The sequence below is a fragment of the Lewinella sp. genome (assembly GCF_050633125.1).
In the GTDB taxonomy this organism is placed as follows: Bacteria; Bacteroidota; Bacteroidia; order Chitinophagales; family Saprospiraceae; genus Lewinella.
Genome location: NZ_JBOEFX010000016.1, coordinates 34,423 through 51,493 on the forward strand (window position 1 = coordinate 34,423; position 17,071 = coordinate 51,493).

A 17,071-nucleotide genomic window follows, 5' to 3' on the forward strand; every position below is an offset into this window, starting at 1 on the left:
AACGCAGCTTAGCTCCCAAACCAAGCTTTTCTACTACACTGGCGCCAAAGGACTTGGATACGCTAAAATCTCACGTAAATTAGTCTTTAACACTCTTCTACTGCCGCAATGAGTTCGTAACTTGCGCGTTCTACCATTGATATCATTACCTAATGAGCGTGTCTTTTACTCACTTCTTACCGCTGCGATTAATAGCCCTTCTTTGTCTGCTCTCCTTGAGCTTACAAGCACAACGGCCAGCGTCTACCATCCCCAATCAGACGGGAGGCAACACCTCCAACAGCGGACAGCGAGGTGGCGATCAACGCGAAACAGCACCCGACACCTTCGGCATCTTTATTTTCCACGTAGATAACCCCAACGAAGAACGCCCCTACGGCGACTCGCTACTTACAACCTTTCATCAATTCGACCCTACCCGGCAACTGCCTGACGACTATGCCAGCCTGGGCATTTTAGGCGCTGCTCATCAGCCACTGGTTTATCAGGGCGAAGACAGAGGTGGTTTTAACCTGGGTTGGAATCAGTACAACCTTTACCATGTCAATGGTAGAACTATGCCCTACTATCGCCTGGAGCGCCCTTATACCGATTTGCAATTTGTACAAGGATCGGAGCAGCAAGACAATATCATCAGTGCCAAATTCAGTCGAAATTTTGCCAATGGCATCAACTACGCACTAGACTACCGTGCGATCACCCAGGAAGCCTCGGCCAGCCAGTATCCTAATCAACGCAATCAGACACGAGCACTGGCTACCGGCTTTTGGCTTCACAGCAAAGGGGGGCGCTACGACGGCTTCATCAGCTATTCGGCCAACACCACCAATGCGGAAGACAATGGCGGCATCATCACCCTCCCAGAAAGTGGCGGAGAATTTGATTCCCCCGCTACCGCCGAAGTTTTTCTTGATGATGGCCAAAGCCGGTATGCTTTGCGGGAAATAATGTACACCCAGTACTATCGCTTTGGCGGGCAAGTGGATTCTACCGGGCGGTCACGCCGCGCATTTACCTTATCTCATCAGTTTGACTATGATAAAAACACCTATCGTTTTGCTGATGAATACACCTTAACCGACACTACCTTCTACCAGCGCTTCCCGAGTTTATTACAGGATATTCGCGGCGCGCGCTACTTTGTTGAGCAACGTTCGATAGAGAACAGCTTCCGCCTGAGTACCTTCCGTTTAGCTGACGGCAACCGCCAACGACAGCAAAAAGACCTGGTGGAAGTAGGCCTCACCCATCGGTACAACGACGTCCGGATGGAACCGACAGATACCGTGGTAAACAATTTGCTCCTTACGGGAAAAATTGGCCTCCGCCCAGGTGACCGGCTCCGCTTACAGATAGAAGGCCTCCTCGCCCTCTGGGACCAAGTGGGAGACTTCAGCCTCAAAGGCAGCTTGGATATCGACTTAAAAAAAGCGGGCATCTTGCACCTCGAAGTCCGCAACCAGCTCTACTCCCCCACCCTGCTAGAGGGGCGTTTTTGGCTCACCCAACAAGAATTGTATCGCAGTAATTTCGACAAAACAGTATCGAACAAACTTGCCGCCAGCTATCGCTTGGAATCGATCGGAGTTGAACTTGGAGGTACTTATCACCTGCTCAATAACTTCATCTATTTCGACAGTACTGCCGCACCGCAACAGACCGGTACTCCTCTGAGTATCCTGCAGCTCTCTGCTCAGAAAGATTTTCGCTTTGGTGCCTTTAGTCTGCGTAATCGAGTTGTACTACAACAAACCGATGATGAGTTTCTGCGCCTACCCAATATTTTCGCCAAACACAGCCTCGTTTATAATGGCCTCTGGTTCCAGGTTCTCAATGTGCAGATTGGTGCTGACGTAAGATACACGACGGCCTTTCAGCCTGACTATTACAATCCAGTTATTGCTCAATTCCAGCTTCAAAACCGCCAGGAAGTGGACTTCTTCCCCAATGTAGATGCTTATTTTAGTTTTCGTGTATCGCGTTTCCGGGCCTTTATTAAGGGCGAAAACCTTTCGACGATATGGGCACCAGATCAGCGGTTATTTCTCTCTGCATTTTATCCCTGGCCTTCGTCAGCGCTGCGGTTTGGGGTGAGCTGGCGGATGTTGGATTAGGGACATTTTTTTTGAATCTCTGACGCTTTCAAAGATTAATCATCGCACAAGTCTAACAGACCAATTGCCACTCGTTGAAAGCTAAACACCGTTGGTTGAAAAAACAGGGCTTCTTGGTTCACACTGAAGATATTGGGATAAAAAAATGAAAACCCACTTTCTACTCTTCGTTTTACTATTTCAATGTAATCTTGGTTTTAGTCAGTCCGATGATTTAGCATTTACGGTCAGTATTGAGGACACTACCCCCGCCAACTGGCCTGGTTTACATTCTTTTGCTTTCGCTGAATGGCAAGGGTATTGGATTATTGTAGCCGGGCGTAGCAATGGCTTACATGGCTTTTTCCCTTTTACGGGCTTCCCCGAACAAACAGCAAATAACCAAATTTGGGTGCTTGACCCGGTTACTGGCGACCTATGGCAAAAAGGGCTGGAAGACTTAGATCCCTCAGTAGCGGCTCCATTGCAAAGCAGTAATCCTCAATACGTACAAAAAGAGGAAAAATTATACGTTTTTGGAGGCTATGGCAAGGACACAGCTACCGATCTCTTTGTAACATTTGATCAGCTAACCGTAATAGATTTACCAACTTTGATAAACGCGATACAAAACGACACCAATGTTGCCGAAGCAGTGAATAGTATTACCGATGAGCGGATAAGACTATGCGGCGGAGAAGCACATCAATTGGGCGAATGGACTTACTTGGTTGGTGGTCACAATTTTAATGGATTATACAGCCAGAGCGGAGCTCCTGCCTTCACACAAGAATACAGCAGTGAAATCCGTAAATTCCAATTAACGACCGATGCAGAAGGTACCCCTCAGGTTATTGCTTATGAAGCCTTTAGCGACCCCGAGTTTCATCGGCGTGACCTTAGTGTAGCTCCTTGTATACTGGAAGGTGGTGAAGAAGGCCTTTGCGCTTATGGTGGTGTCTTCCGACCTGAGGCAGACTTACCTTATCTACACCCTATCTATATCAGCGAAAATGGTATCGAAATCAACGAGGACTACGAACAGCTCATGAGCCAATATACTTGCCCAATTCTTCCCGTTTACGATATGGCACAGGATGAGATGCATTCCGTTTTCTTCGGTGGCCTGAGTTTTCACACCTACGATGCAGAATCGCAAACTTTTGTAGAAGAAGAACTAATTCCCTTTATTCCCTCTTTCACCATGATGAGCAGAGCAGCTGATGGCACCATTAGGGAGCAAGTCCTAAACACCGAATTTGATGAATTATTAGGAACCAATGCCAAGCTGGTACTGTTCGAAGATGTCCCCCTTTCCTCCGAAGGCGTTATTGACCTCAACAGTATCACTGAAACACAGGAGGTCGCCTATATTTATGGTGGTATCAAAGCAGTCATTCCCAACATTACGCCAAGTAGTGCAAGTAATCGACTGTTTAAGGTTTGGTTGCACCCTAATACATCTACTGCAAGCAGTGAAGTGCTGGCTGAGAGAGAAATCGCGAAAATCCAGCCTAACCCGTTTAGTTATACCGTTCAACTACAATGGTTATTACCAAGTCCGAAAGTAGATGCATTGCTTACGGATGCTTTGGGTCGCTCTTTACTTGACCTAAGAGCAGTAAGCACTGAAAAGGTCAGTAGAGAAACAGAAAACATGCTAACTAATTTACCTGGTGGATATTATCAATTGTGCCTTCGCAATCATCATGGGCAGCAGCGATTGCCAATCATAAAGCAATAGCAGGGCTGCTTTCTAATGCTCGTTTTATTTTATAAAAACAACACTCATTCAAGGTGCCATTCGCAAAGGCTATTCCTAAAAATAGTGTTATTATTGAGGCTAATATTCATTATTAAACTGCCCTAAACCGCACTTATGCGCATCCACTTAGGTCTCGCTCTTCAGGATCAAGTACTTCCAGCTCCTCAGGATTTGACGGTAGGAGAAATATACTGCAGCCCCCGGCAATTACTCGTTTGGTTGGAGGACCACCTGGGGCTGCGGCAGCCAGAAGAAAATGTGGAGCATTTACGTATCGAGCAGTACCGGCAAGCGCTCAAACACCATCTCCAACAGCACCCAAAGGCATTTTATCACGCTTCCTTTGTGGCCGACGACATGGGCACAGCAGCCAGCATCCTCGACCGCCGCGACGAACTACTGCTTGCAGGCTGTGATCTCGGCAATACCGATATCCAGTCGGATCGCTTGTGCGCACTAATGGAAATTGAAGGTCTATTTACCGCTAAGGACAAAGCTTTCCATTTACTACCGGGCTGCGCGGATCGGCTCGTAGCAGTTTTAGCGCAAGCCGAACGGATTCCTGCTTTTTTAGATACGCTCATTCTTTGCGACGAGCGGCAACTGTTTCCGCCTTTCTGGCAAAGGTTTTTCAAAGCCCTTACAGCGCTAAACCTGAAAATACAGGACGTAGAAGACTTTCCTACGCCGGATTTGACAACAGACTTGGGGAAATGGCAAGCTTTTCTGCATGGAACCCTCGTTAAACCAGCACCACTACGAGGTGACGGTAGCCTGCTCATTATGAATGGGTTCCGGGAAACTCACCTGGCAGCCTATCTAGCTCGTTTGCTACGAGAGAATACAGCCTTTCGGCCCTCGCTCCTACTCCCTCAAGCGAACCGTACCCTCGACAGTGCCTTTACCCTAGAGGGACTCCCCAGCTTGGGGGTGCCCGCAGCATCGCTGGCTCGGCCCAGCTTACAAGTACTCAAACTGGCTCCTGTCTTTTTGTGGCAACCAGTGGATCTTTATAAAATCATGGAGTTTGTCTCGCTCGCTGTCAAGCCGCTCGATGCCGGGTTGGGACAACAAATTGCAGCTTTTCTAGCGGATACGCCAGGGTTGTTTTCTACCCGGTGGTACCGAATGATTCGCGATTATTTTGAGAAAGAACTCCCTCAACGTTTAGGCCCCAAAGGCACCAAGCGAATAGCGGCTATCCGAGCTGAATTTGACTTCTGGTTCAATCGCCAACGTGCTGATAGCCGCCAGGAGAAAGTAGCGAAGCAGGAAGTCATGGCCATTTATACCCACTTGCAGGAATGGGCCACCAACCTGGGCAAGGAAGAAGGGGCAGCAACCCTCTTGGTACTATCTGCCCAGGCTCGTCGCATTGTCGAGCTACTAGCGGCCTTGCCAGAAGACGAGCTCGGCTATCTGGAGTTAGAGCGCATTGTTCGCACTATTTATGAGCCGGCCCCCTTGGAGTATCAGGCTGCTCAGGCCCATCATTTGCCACTCGTCCATCAGGCCGGTGCCGTCGTAGGGCCTGTGGAAAAGCTTGTCTGGTGGGACTTTTTTGAAAGAGAACCTGATTATTTTTTCTCGCGCTGGTACCCGGCGGAACTTAAGGAGCTGGCTAAATTTGGCGTTCAGTTAGAAGGGCCTAACCAACAGAACCAACGTTTGGTAGCTCAGCGAAAACGGCCACTGCTATGGACCCAAAAGCAACTCCTTCTCTGCCAGCCGGATTTTTGTGAAGGGCAAGCAGTAACACCTCACCCACTTTTGGGTGACCTCATGGCTGCTTTTGGAGAAGATCTTTCAGTCATCAGCATTCATCTCGACAAAGACACCACCGCTACCGCTTGGTCTGCTGCCTTTCAATTACCGGCGTTCACCACATTACAACCACAACCACTGGCCAAGCCCCAGCCCTTTTTAAGGGTAAAAGACAGCCTCCGCGGGCGAGAAGCTGAAACCCCAACCAGCCTTGAGCGCTTGCTGTATTATCCTTACCAGTGGGTATTCCGCCATCATATCAAACTGCGGCAATCCAGCATACTGAGTGTTGTACAAGACAACCGATTGTTAGGAAATCTAGCTCACCGCTTACTGGAAAAGTTGCTGGCACAATCGTTTAAGCAATGGTCAAAAAACGACCTTGACACTTGGATTCAGCGAGAAATACCGCCGCTTCTCGAAAAAGAAGGTGCTACGCTACTGCTTTATGGGCGTGAACCTGAGCGCATTGCATTTACCAAGCAAATGAAATACGCCGCATGGAGCCTGATCAATCTGATCAAAGAAAACCATTGGGAAGTTTTAGCGACGGAAGCCGTCGTTCAAGGAACCATTAATGATTTGCCCCTCAATGGTCGCGCTGATTTGGTACTAAAAAGAGGCGAAGAAAGAGCGATTATAGACCTCAAATGGCGGGGAAAAGCTCGACATACCAATCTCTTGAGCAGTGGTGAAGATATTCAATTGGCATTGTACGCAAAGCTTTTGGAGCCAGCTTCTGCCTGGGCACACACCGCCTATTTCATCATTGAAAAAGGGCAACTATTGGTACGTAATACGCGTGCCTTCGGTGGTGTACAGCCAGTACTCGATGAACTAGACCATGAAGGAGTATACGAAGCATTACTGGAAAAGATCAACGCTACGTACCAGTGGAGGTTACAGCAACTGGAAAACGGGGAGGTAGAAATACGTTGTGAATACACCTACCAGGATTTGGAGGAGCACTATGGCGAAGTCCTTTTGGAATTATTGGAAATGAAAACGACAGATGCTTTTTTTGATGATTACCAAGTTTTAATCGGTGCGCTTTCTTAGTGCCTTAAACAGCCCTTGCCAGGAAAGTGGTTTGTTCTCTCAAAAAGTCCTCGTAATAATACAAGTAAGTCTCGTAAGATTGCTTATTGTTATTCAAATAGTGCAATCTCTCCAGCGTAGACGATTGATGAAAAGTATTTTTGTCACGCCCTTTTATCCGATTTTCCTCTGCAAACATCTCTTGGGCCTCTACGATCATTTTCGAAGTTTCAAAAGAAACTTCAATAATATTGATCAAGCTCCAATTTGCATAAACAGCATGTGCCGTTCTTGAGGCTTCTATCTTATTCGATTTAGTATTTGTCCAGGTTTCGAGTGCTCTTTTGGTAATTTCCAACTCTCTAAGCAAGTTATCTGAAAATGTTTTAAACTGAGTATTGCATACAAGTTGGAGCAAAGGGCTTAGCTTATCGAGCTCATCTATACTATTCGCCAGTGTCTGAGTAATTTGGCAAGATTGATCTGAAGACAATTTTCTTACTGCACCTAAACGCACCCATTTTTTAGTGGCAATAATTTTTACGATTGCGGTGGAAGAAAAAGTTACTCCGGGAAAAAGATCACTGACGTTGATATCTATTTCGATGCTTTGAGAAACATCCTGAAAATCTAACAACTGAGTGATTTGAACAGCTCCGAAGTCTTTCAATAGCGGAGGGTGGCTTGTAGTGAACTGATAAGTGAACATGTGTAGGTCTGTGTGAGTGTGTTGTTATTAAGGCATTTACAATATATGCAACTTTAGCTCAAATGGCGCTTTAGTATGCTTTGTAAAGGAATTATACCAAAACAAATCCCTACTCTTAATGTCATCCTATCCGTAAAAGGTAAGTGATTAGTGATTTTTTTTCACTTACTTATCTCTACAACAAAAAAAGGCAACTGGTAAAGTACCAACTGCCTGCATAAAACCTTGGCAGCGGTAAGCTTTCTAGAAAGCATACTACCTCAAAGGCCACGGCTTCCCCGCCGTTCTTTTTCTTCTGGTACTGTCAGGAAAGTTAGTTCTTCATCCAGCCAACCATCCAGATTTCCATACCAATCCATATGTGGAGAAACACTATTGCAACCTCCTGCCTTGGGAGCACACGGGGTTTTTTCCCAGTGATAGAGACAAGCGGGACAACGTCCACCTGTCGAAAACATATCCCAAGTATGACCACAATGGCATTTCCAATGTTCTTTTCCATCAGGGTGCCATCCACAGCTTGGACAGCTGACCTCTTGATCAACGTTTTTCATGTGACATCGTATTTCGTTTCTGCTCTGCTTGGGTACCTTGTTGCCTATCAAAGAGATAGGCTAACGGCTTCTTAATATTGATTTACGGAAATCCTCAGAAATAGTTCCAAAAACGAATAACGATTTTCTGAAAAATCTTTAAAGAGGATGTAGTGCTGCGTAATAGATCAGGTACCACTCTTGTCCTCCCAGGCGAGAAAAACGGCGTTCCATACCGTACTGTCCATTCTGATGAATAATCCTTTCAATAACCAGATCATCTCCCAAGCTGGTAAACTCCGACCGAAAACTGCTGCTCGCGTCAAAGCTGCGATGTATTTGCCAATCTTCTTTTTCCCAACGAAAATTGGTGCTGTGATCTTCAGGCCGGGAGGATACCCCCTGCAAAGGAAACTGGATATGCGCCAACTGGTACTCGTTATCCGAATGAAACAATTGGTAAAACGCCTCAAAATCGGGTAACTCCTCTGTTGTCTCTTCCTCTTCCGATTGCGGCGGTGCATCCTGGCAGGCAGTTTGCAGCAAGCTAAGAACTGCTAACAATAGTAGTACGCGGAAATAGTTCATAAAAACAAATCACTTCAATGTTAGAGGATATTCTTGCTCCCACTCCAGTAAACATTCCAACAAGGATGCTTCGCTAGGCTGATGAGCAATTCTATACTCTTTAACGGCTGCCTCTGAAAAAGTTACAGCAGTGGTGTTTCCTATCCCTATTAATCGTTGAGTAGGCTCTATCGCATAGCATTGCGTATAAGCCTCAAAATTGAGTGGACTGGTGAAGATCAAATAATCTGCAGGCCTTAGCTCAAAGTCCTTAAGTGGCTGATTATCATAAACAATGAGCGATTGACATGAGGTCCTTCCACCAAGCAATTTCTCTACGGAAGCCCGCGACTTGCGCGCTTGCACAAAGACGACACTTTCTTGTTGAATAATTTTCCGGAATTCTTTGGTTGTAGCTATTGGATCGCCATTTCCGCTAAAATCAGGAGAGAATCCATACTCTTTTAAACTTCGTGCCGCACTAGCTCCTAAACAGGCTAGTAACTGGCCTTTCCGGGGTGACTGCTGTTGTAGAAACATCTCCACCCCTTTAGCACTATAAAAAAAAAGCCAGGAAGCCACGGGGACCTCTTCCACTTTTACCGGTGTAAATTGAAGCAAGGATTGCGCTTCCAATATCCACCCTTCTTCTGGTCGAAGTTGGTGAAATGGACTCACTGGCTTTAATTTTCGTGAAAGAAATACCCGTGGCACTGATTTATACTGTTTATTCTTCTTCTAATAAAGCCACCGTATCTTCTGCTTCTATGAGCTGAACATTAGTAGCAATAAACTGCTTATCTTCATTTTTATCGAGGGTGAATTCTACTTTATCTCCCACAAGTAGATCATTAAAATCTAATTCTTTCACACTGGTATAGTGAAAGAAAAGGTTGTTCGGTGGGAATTTAATGAAGCCATAACCATTTTTCAAACTTAGAATTTCACTATTGTGAACCTCGCCTACATCACCATCGTACTCTTCTTCCCTTGGCTCAGGAGCATCATTGTTTTCTGATTCAAATACCGGATGATTGCGTCGTTTGCTCTCACCGGGTACAAAAATATTGGTAATCAATGGGTCGTTACGCCGCAGGCGATTATCAATAATTTCGTGCATCGGTACTGGGTACGACGACTCTTCGAGTAAGTCCTGCGAGGTTCGCGTCACCATGGTTTTACCCATATCATTTGTAAACTCAAAATCCCACGAAAGAATCATCACCCGAGTTCCTAACGTATTGAGTTTGCGTACCAGTGGTAGAAAATCCCCATCACTGGCGATCAAAACAACTACATCAAAGTGCTTATAGACAGCATTCTCATAAGCCTCCAAGGCCAACCAAACGTCGATACCTTTTTCTTCCCGACGACCATTCGTGTTTTTTAACGGCAGATAGTGTGTTGTTACACCTGCTGACATTAAAATATCGTCAAAAACCCGGTCCCAATAAAGTACCGCTCCGCGTTGATGGGCTTCCTGAGCACTCAGCCGGCCCCGGAAATAATGAGCGTCTACAATGTGGCAAACCTCTGCTGAGCTTTGCTCTCTATCTGCTACTTCTTGTTTTATAAACTTATGCAACCCGGTGATACTCAGCCGTCTTTGTCGAGGATGATCGTAGTTGTAGTAATTACTTACATGTAAAAAATAATTCCCGTCATAGAAGACGCCGATTTTAGTCATTTTACTTTGCATGCCTTAGTTACTAGCTTTTATCTTTTTATTAAAATATAGATTTTCAATTATTCCTTTGCAAAAAAAACAATTAGCCTTTCAGTGACTTTATCGCTTCTTCAGCCAACTCAAAACGAGTACTTGAGGACAATCGAATTTGTTTGAGTGGAGCTGTCGCCGTTTCTGCATAAGCTGCCCAAAGATGATAATTTCCTTCGTGATCCTTCGTACAATATGCCCCTAATGGTAAATGGCAACCACCGTCTAGTAATTTCAACACTCTCCGCTCCACATTCGTGCAATCCGCTACCTCTTGCTTGTGCAACGCCCGTAATTGGCGGCGTAATTCTTTATCACTCTCCCGAACCTGGAAAGCCAAAACCCCCTGGGCAGGTGCAGGAATAAATTCTTTAGGGTCAAATTTTATCACATCGAACTCACTCAAATCCAGTTCTAGTCGAGTAATACCAGCACCCGCAAGAATGATCGCATCAAATTGTCCCTGACGAAGCTTATCGATACGTGTTGGAACGTTACCTCTAATATCTTTAAGCACTAAATCCGAACGAAAATGCAATAATTGTGCCTTCCGCCGAGCCGAAGAAGTGCCAACAACAGCTCCTTTCTCCAGTTGTAATAATTTATTCTTGACACTCACCTCCTTACGAATGATCAGCCAATCCGTAGGGTCTTCCCGGTAGGAAACGGCTGTAATGACCAAGCCTTCCGGTGAAGTTGTAGGGAGATCTTTCATAGAATGAACGGCAAGGTCAACCTCTTCGTTTAACAGTGCGTCCTCAATTTCTTTGGTAAAAAAGCCTTTACCTTCAATTTTATCAAAACTTAAGTCCTGAATTTTATCTCCTTTTGTTTTGATAATATTAATACTAGCACTCAAACCTATTTTTGCTAATTCGGCCTGTAGATAATTGGCCTGCCACAGTGCTAGCTTACTTCCTCTGGTACCTATCCTTACTTCCCTTTTCAATTTTTTGCGGCAAATATACATAAAACAAACCTTCTTAGGTGATTTTCTATTGGTAACAAAGCAAAGCCTTTATACCTTTGCACTCATGCAATTATCAGCAAAAGAACTAGCCGGCATTCTCGGTGCCGAAATAGAAGGAGACGCAACCGTACAGGTAAACCGTCCCGCAAAGATCGAAGAGGGGGAACCCGGATCTATCAGCTTTTTGGCTAACCCCAAATACGAAGCCTATCTCTACAACACGGAAGCCTCCATTGTAGTAGTCAGCAAAGATTTCGTTGCTCGCGAATCTTACACCCCTACTCTACTACGGGTAGAAAAGGTTTACGAGTCATTTGCTCGCTTATTGTCTTTTTACGACCAAGCGGTACAAGCACGCCCGGAAGGAATAGCCCCCGAAGCCTATATCGACCCTACTGCCGAAGTAGCCGATTCTGCCGTCATTGGCCGATTTACAACCATTGAACGAGGAGCAGTTATTGGTCCCAATGTGGTTATTTTCGACCAGGTCTTCGTAGGAGCAAATGCGCGTATCGGAGCAGGGAGCATCCTGTTTCCAGGTGTACGGGTCTTGCATCAATGTGAATTAGGAGAGCACTGTGTACTGCACGCTAATGTCGTCATCGGCAGTGACGGCTTTGGCTTTGCGCCCGATGAACAAGGGGTTTATCAAAAAGTACCTCAAGTAGGCAAGGTGATCCTTGGCGACCGGGTAGATGTAGGTGCGAACACCTCTATCGACCGTGCAACCATGGGCGTCACAAGAATTGGAGAGGGCGTAAAACTCGACAATCTCGTACAAATTGGACACAATGTTGAGATCGGTGCACATACCGTTATCGCAGCCCAAACAGGTGTAGCTGGTAGTACTAAAATCGGCAAACACTGTCGGATTGGTGGCCAGGTAGGCTTTGTGGGCCACGTCAATATTGCTGACGGCACCCAAATCCAAGCCCAAAGTGGAATCGCTGGCCCTATTGAAGAACCCAATCAAGCTTGGTTCGGCTCCCCCGCCATTCCCTACCGTGATTATATCCGCTCTTATGCCGTTTTCAAAAAGTTACCAGGCCTCTATCGGCAACTGCATCGACTAGAGCAAGAGGTAGAAGCCTTGCGTAATCGCGACAAATAAGTAATAAAAAGTTATCTTTGCGCGATATTTTCAGCGGAGAAACTTTTATGAAGCAACAAACAATACAGCAGGCCACTAGCCTTGAAGGCGTTGGACTGCATTCCGGATCAGCCGTAAAACTTACCTTTCAACCCGCAGGTGCCGACCATGGCATCAAATTTCAGCGGATGGATTTAGAAGGTGAGCCTGTCGTTCATGCCGATATCAGCCGGGTCGTAAGCACCGACCGTAGCACCACAATTAAATCTGGGGAAGCCAGTATCAGTACTGTCGAGCACGTCCTTTCGGCGCTCGCCGGTTTATCAATTGATAATGTCCTCATTCAGATCAACGGTCCTGAAGTGCCCATCCTCGACGGAAGTGCAATTCAATTCGTCAGTGCGCTCAAAGAGGCCGGTGTTGTTGAACAGGATGCTGATCGTGAGTATTTCGTTGTTGAAGAACCCATCGTTTATCGCGACGAAGCGACCGGTACCGAGCTTATGGCTCTACCTCATGATGGCTTTGAAGTGGTTACTTTGATTGATTTTGGGTCGCCTGTCCTCGGGCAGCAATATGCCACACTTCAAGACATTACTGCTTTTGAAACCGACATCGCTCCTTGCCGCACGTTTGTATTCCTTCGCGAATTAGAGATGCTTTTTGAGCACAACCTCATCAAAGGTGGAGATTTGGACAATGCTATTGTCATTGCAGACAACGAGGTTCCTCAAGAACAACTCGACAAACTTGCCCAAAAGTTGGGTCGCCCCCGTGTGGCCTTTGACGGCAAGGGTATCCTCAACAACCTGAAACTGCACTTCCAAAATGAACCGGCTCGTCATAAGTTATTGGATGTTTTAGGTGACACCACCTTGCTGGGTCGCCCCATTAAAGGAAGAATTCTAGCCACAAAACCCGGCCACAAAGCCAATGTTGCTTTTACCAAACTGCTCAAGCAAAGCTTCCTTAAGCAAAGAAAATTACGAGGCAAACCCAAATACGACCCTAATGTCGAACCAGTATTTGATTCTGTAAAAATTGCAGAATGGTTGCCTCATCGCTACCCTTTCCTATTAGTAGATAAAATCATTGAACTGGATGAAAAAAGGGTCGTTGGCGTAAAAAATATTACCTTTAACGAACAGTTTTTTCAAGGACATTTTCCGCAGAATCCGGTGATGCCAGGTGTGCTTCAAATTGAAGCTATGGCACAGACGGGAGGAATCCTGGCCTTGTCTACGGTAGAAGACCCTGGTAACTGGGATACTTACTTTATGAAAATTGAAAATGCAAAATTCAAACATAAAGTGGTCCCCGGAGACACCATACTCTTTAAGATGGAGCTTATGGCTCCCATTCGCCGTGGTATTTGCCAAATGCAGGGAACAGCTTACGTAGGCGACAAAATCGTTTCTGAAGCTGAATTGACTGCTCAAATCGTTAAGCGCCCTGGAGATGAATAGTAGCTACAAACAACATACCATTGTGCACCCTGATGCACAGGTCGGTAAAAATGTCACCATTGGGCCTTTTACCTTTATTGATAAAGATGTCGTCATTGGTGATGATACCTGGATAGGTCCTAACGTAACCATCTTTTCCGGAGCTCGTATCGGCAAAGGTGTACAAATCCATCCCGGAGCTGTCGTATCCGGCACTCCGCAGGATTTGAAATTCAATGGAGAAGTTACCACTGCTGAAATCGGCGATGGAACCATTGTCCGGGAATATGTCACCATCAATCGAGGAACTTCTTATGCCAACAAAACGGTCGTTGGCAAAAACTGCCTCCTAATGGCCTATGCTCACATTGCCCACGATTGCATCCTGGGTGATCACGTTATTTTAGCCAATAATGTAACCCTCGCCGGACACGTTGAGATTCAAGACTGGGCCATTTTAGAAGGGCTGGCAGCTGTACAACAGTTTACCCGCATTGGGCAGCACAGCTTCATTGCCGGTGGCTCTCTCGTTCGCAAGAGCGTTCCTCCTTATGTGCGGGCTGCCCGCGAACCATTAAGCTACGTTGGCGTAAACAAGGTGGGCTTGTCGCGCCGCAACTTCTCACAAGAGCAAATCAATAACATTCACGATATTTATCGGATCATGTTCGTCAAGGGCTATAACCTTTCCAATGCACTGGAAGAGGTAGAGTCCTCCATCGGACCTAGCCCAGAAAAGGACAATATCCTCGACTTTATCCGCTCCTCTCAAAAAACGGGTATCCTGCGTGGCTTTAACCAAATCAACGGCAGCGAATTGTATGAGGATTGAGTTAGCTGGCGTCGGAAAACGCTACCGGCGCGAATGGATTCTACGTCAAATTGACCTTCAACTCGCCGCTGGTGGCCGCTATGCTGTCACCGGCCCAAATGGATCAGGAAAGTCTACCCTACTAAAAATGCTATCCGGCCACTTGACGCCAAGTAAGGGCACTATCCGCTTTAGCCATCAGGATAAATTGGTCCCCGTGGCAGACGTCTACGAACACCTGGCCTTCGCGGCCCCCTATATCGAGCTTATCGAAGAATTTTCACTCTTGGAAGCCATCCGTTTCCACGAGCGCTTTCGGCCGCTCTTACCTGGTCTTACTATCGATAGCCTAATAGAGCGCCTGGGGTTGGAACGCGCTCGCAACCGCCCCGTAGCACAGTTTTCCAGTGGCATGAAACAACGCCTTAAGCTGGCGCTCGCATGCTGTACCCGCGCCAACTTCCTCCTCCTTGACGAACCTACCACCAACCTTGATGCGCAAGGCATTGCTTGGTATCATTCACTGTTAGAAGAATACGTTGGTGATCGCCTCCTAATCATTGCATCCAATGTAGCCGATGATTACCGGATGTGTACAGGGGAGATTGATATTTTGGCGTATAAGAGTCGAAAAAAAACCTAACGTTCCCTCTCCGTTAACAAGCGAAAAAATTCCGTTTTTTTCCGAAACTCTACAGTTTTCGCCGTTGCTCCATCAAACAGTTACAGATAATCATTTTCTTTTATTTGATTTGTAAAATTCTTAATATCAGCACATTAAGAACAACCACCTCCTGTCTTCGAAAGTTTAGGCATAAATATGGTAGTAGTATTAGCGAATAGAAAACTGTAGAGAACCCTCTAGCTTATTTAAGCACTACGGTGAGATTTACCCAAAAACAATATGAACAGAGGCACAGTAAAAAACAAGCACTCCAGAACTAACACTTAGTCCATTCAAGAAGGGATTTCGCACCAAAACATGTTGAGAAACTCAAAATGAGTTTTTTGACCTTAACCGTATTTCTGCTTCGGCATTAATCAAACCTTTTTGAATGATATGGCAGTGGATAGGTACAAAGATATGTATCGTACAATCGATCTGGTAAGGGAAGAGTTTGTCAGCTTTCAACAGCTGGGAGCAGGGTTATCCTCAAGTTCTTGGGTAACAGATCTGCTGCGCCAAAAGCTTGAAGGAACGCCTATTCGGGCTTATTTCCTTGCTAAAACGGCAGCATGGTTGAAAACCATCAGCCCGACGGGCCCGGCATTTCACTATGCTCGTCATGAACGTCTGTTCGCAGCTCAGCTTCCTTTTATTTTCGAAGTTGTCATTACCATCCAATATCTCCACAATCAAATTCTTGATGGTAAATCTGGCGTTACCAACCGGGAAAAAATTTCCGAAAATATGCTGGCCGCCAACTTGCTCAAGGAGCAGCTCTATCGGTATATTGCTACGCAACTACCTCGGTCTTGCCGCCAATTAACCCACGAAGCCGTTCGTAAATGCTTTGAACAGGTTGATCAAGGGCAGTACCTCGAACAACAATTCAATACCTATCAGGCTTTTGCCCAAGGCCAAGATGATTGGAAGAAAACTTTGCCTGCCGCCTGGGCCAAGGATTTAGATTTATCGGCTGTTGCTCCTTTTATAAACAAGCTAAAAGCAGACTTGCCAGCTATCCTACACGTACAGTTAGATATCTACTTTGCTCGAATCTATCTTACCTGTGCCAGCCTCTTCGTGGAAGCGAGCCGTTTGGTCGGACAACTTCTTCGTGTTTCGGCGACTAAAATGAAAGCGGTATTGAATTTCAGTGTCTGCTATGGCTTGATGCGGCAACTTGTCAATGACAATAGTGATTGGATCCCCAGCCATTTTGGTCTGGCTACCAAAACAAAGACAGCAGAGGATCATTTTAGCGATTTACGTAACGGGACGCTTACCCTCCCCGTTTTGTTTCTTCTTCCCGAGAAAAAGGATAGTTCTTTACTTCAGTTTTTAAATAAAAAAATGCGCTGGTCAGCAGCTTTCGAAGAAGCTGCCTTCACCGAAATATTATCGTCGAATGCTATCTATAAGTCTATTCAGAATACCCGTATTCTGGCAGAATTAGCACTAGCCTACCTCCCCTTAAACAATCAAGCCGCAGCTTATTTGGCAGATTCTTGTGAAATTGTCCATTGGAATAAATTCCTTGCTCCCTGTCTGAATCACCCAGCATACCAAGCCTATCGCAAAGGGTATTACCGTCAGCGTACCCGCCGTTTGATTTTACAGCTCCGCAAAGAACGCACAAGTGCTCAACAAGTACCTAGCTCCACATGGTGGCAAAAAGCGTGGGAATTCACTCCGGAAACGCCATTGGCAGTTACTCGATTGGCGGCCGTTTTGCAACGACACCCATCTAGTGAAATTGGTTAAATAGAAAATTAAAATCTGATAAATTTAATTTTTCCATTTAATCCTGAAGGTTCTGAAAGAAAAATCTATATATATTTTTGCCACTCACTGCCGTTTTACTACCGTTTTCTCATACAGATTACTTAAATTTGTTTGTAGGGA

Annotated in this window: 14 protein-coding genes; 8 read left to right on the forward strand and 6 right to left on the reverse strand. The window is 45.8% G+C overall.

Translation table 11 applies throughout. The features are described 5' to 3' along the window. The first annotated feature begins 152 nt into the window (after positions 1-152). The 3 genes from ACRBG0_RS03645 to ACRBG0_RS03655 all read left to right on the forward strand — a co-directional run bounded on the left by ACRBG0_RS03645 (position 153) and on the right by ACRBG0_RS03655 (position 6,681). Positions 153-2,114 carry a putative porin gene (locus ACRBG0_RS03645; protein WP_431485549.1) on the forward strand — a complete coding sequence of 654 codons (1,962 nt, stop codon included), beginning with the start codon at positions 153-155 and terminating at the stop codon, positions 2,112-2,114. Between the two features lie 145 nt (positions 2,115-2,259). Further along, complete coding sequence (locus ACRBG0_RS03650; protein ID WP_431485550.1) at positions 2,260-3,837, forward strand: hypothetical protein; 1,578 nt, start codon at positions 2,260-2,262, stop codon at positions 3,835-3,837. A gap of 135 nt (positions 3,838-3,972) precedes the next feature. After that, positions 3,973-6,681, forward strand: a complete 2,709-nt coding sequence (locus ACRBG0_RS03655; protein WP_431485551.1) for a RecB family exonuclease — start codon at positions 3,973-3,975, stop codon at positions 6,679-6,681. Positions 6,682-6,685: 4 nt separating this feature from the next. Here the strand turns inward: ACRBG0_RS03655 and ACRBG0_RS03660 are convergent, their stop codons facing one another. The 6 genes from ACRBG0_RS03660 to hemC form a co-directional block, all read right to left on the reverse strand. Then, a complete protein-coding gene (locus ACRBG0_RS03660; protein WP_431485552.1) occupies positions 6,686-7,369 on the reverse strand; it encodes a hypothetical protein in 684 nt (227 codons plus the stop codon). Positions 7,370-7,629: 260 nt separating this feature from the next. Then, positions 7,630-7,923 (reverse strand): hypothetical protein, encoded by a 294-nt coding sequence (locus ACRBG0_RS03665; protein WP_431485553.1) that lies wholly within the window; start codon positions 7,921-7,923, stop codon positions 7,630-7,632. A gap of 138 nt (positions 7,924-8,061) precedes the next feature. Further along, positions 8,062-8,490, reverse strand: a complete 429-nt coding sequence (locus ACRBG0_RS03670) for a hypothetical protein (RefSeq protein ID WP_431485554.1) — start codon at positions 8,488-8,490, stop codon at positions 8,062-8,064. Between the two features lie 9 nt (positions 8,491-8,499). Then, on the reverse strand, positions 8,500-9,147 hold the full coding sequence (locus ACRBG0_RS03675) for a uroporphyrinogen-III synthase (RefSeq protein WP_431485555.1): 648 nt from the start codon (positions 9,145-9,147) through the stop codon (positions 8,500-8,502). 49 nt (positions 9,148-9,196) lie between these two features. Next, the gene (locus ACRBG0_RS03680; RefSeq protein ID WP_431485556.1) at positions 9,197-10,168 is read right to left on the reverse strand and encodes an NYN domain-containing protein; all 972 of its coding nucleotides are present in this window, start codon (positions 10,166-10,168) and stop codon (positions 9,197-9,199) included. Between the two features lie 70 nt (positions 10,169-10,238). Next, entirely contained in the window at positions 10,239-11,135 is an 897-nt protein-coding gene (gene hemC, locus ACRBG0_RS03685) for a hydroxymethylbilane synthase (protein WP_431485557.1), read from the reverse strand. An 85-nt stretch (positions 11,136-11,220) separates the two neighbouring features. On the opposite strand from hemC, the gene lpxD reads away from it, so the two are divergent. The 5 genes from lpxD (at position 11,221) to ACRBG0_RS03710 (ending at position 16,930) form a co-directional block, all read left to right on the forward strand. Further along, positions 11,221-12,267 (forward strand): UDP-3-O-(3-hydroxymyristoyl)glucosamine N-acyltransferase, encoded by a 1,047-nt coding sequence (gene lpxD / locus ACRBG0_RS03690; protein ID WP_431485558.1) that lies wholly within the window; start codon positions 11,221-11,223, stop codon positions 12,265-12,267. 47 nt (positions 12,268-12,314) lie between these two features. After that, positions 12,315-13,712 (forward strand): bifunctional UDP-3-O-[3-hydroxymyristoyl] N-acetylglucosamine deacetylase/3-hydroxyacyl-ACP dehydratase, encoded by a 1,398-nt coding sequence (locus ACRBG0_RS03695; RefSeq protein WP_431485606.1) that lies wholly within the window; start codon positions 12,315-12,317, stop codon positions 13,710-13,712. Next, on the forward strand, positions 13,705-14,523 hold the full coding sequence (lpxA, locus tag ACRBG0_RS03700) for an acyl-ACP--UDP-N-acetylglucosamine O-acyltransferase (protein ID WP_431485559.1): 819 nt from the start codon (positions 13,705-13,707) through the stop codon (positions 14,521-14,523). Before ACRBG0_RS03695 ends, lpxA begins: the two co-directional genes overlap by 8 nt. Beyond that, entirely contained in the window at positions 14,513-15,145 is a 633-nt protein-coding gene (locus ACRBG0_RS03705) for an ABC transporter ATP-binding protein (protein WP_431485560.1), read from the forward strand. Before lpxA ends, ACRBG0_RS03705 begins: the two co-directional genes overlap by 11 nt. Before the next feature lie 441 nt (positions 15,146-15,586). Further along, the gene (locus ACRBG0_RS03710) at positions 15,587-16,930 is read left to right on the forward strand and encodes a hypothetical protein (RefSeq protein ID WP_431485561.1); all 1,344 of its coding nucleotides are present in this window, start codon (positions 15,587-15,589) and stop codon (positions 16,928-16,930) included. Positions 16,931-17,071 lie beyond the last annotated feature (141 nt).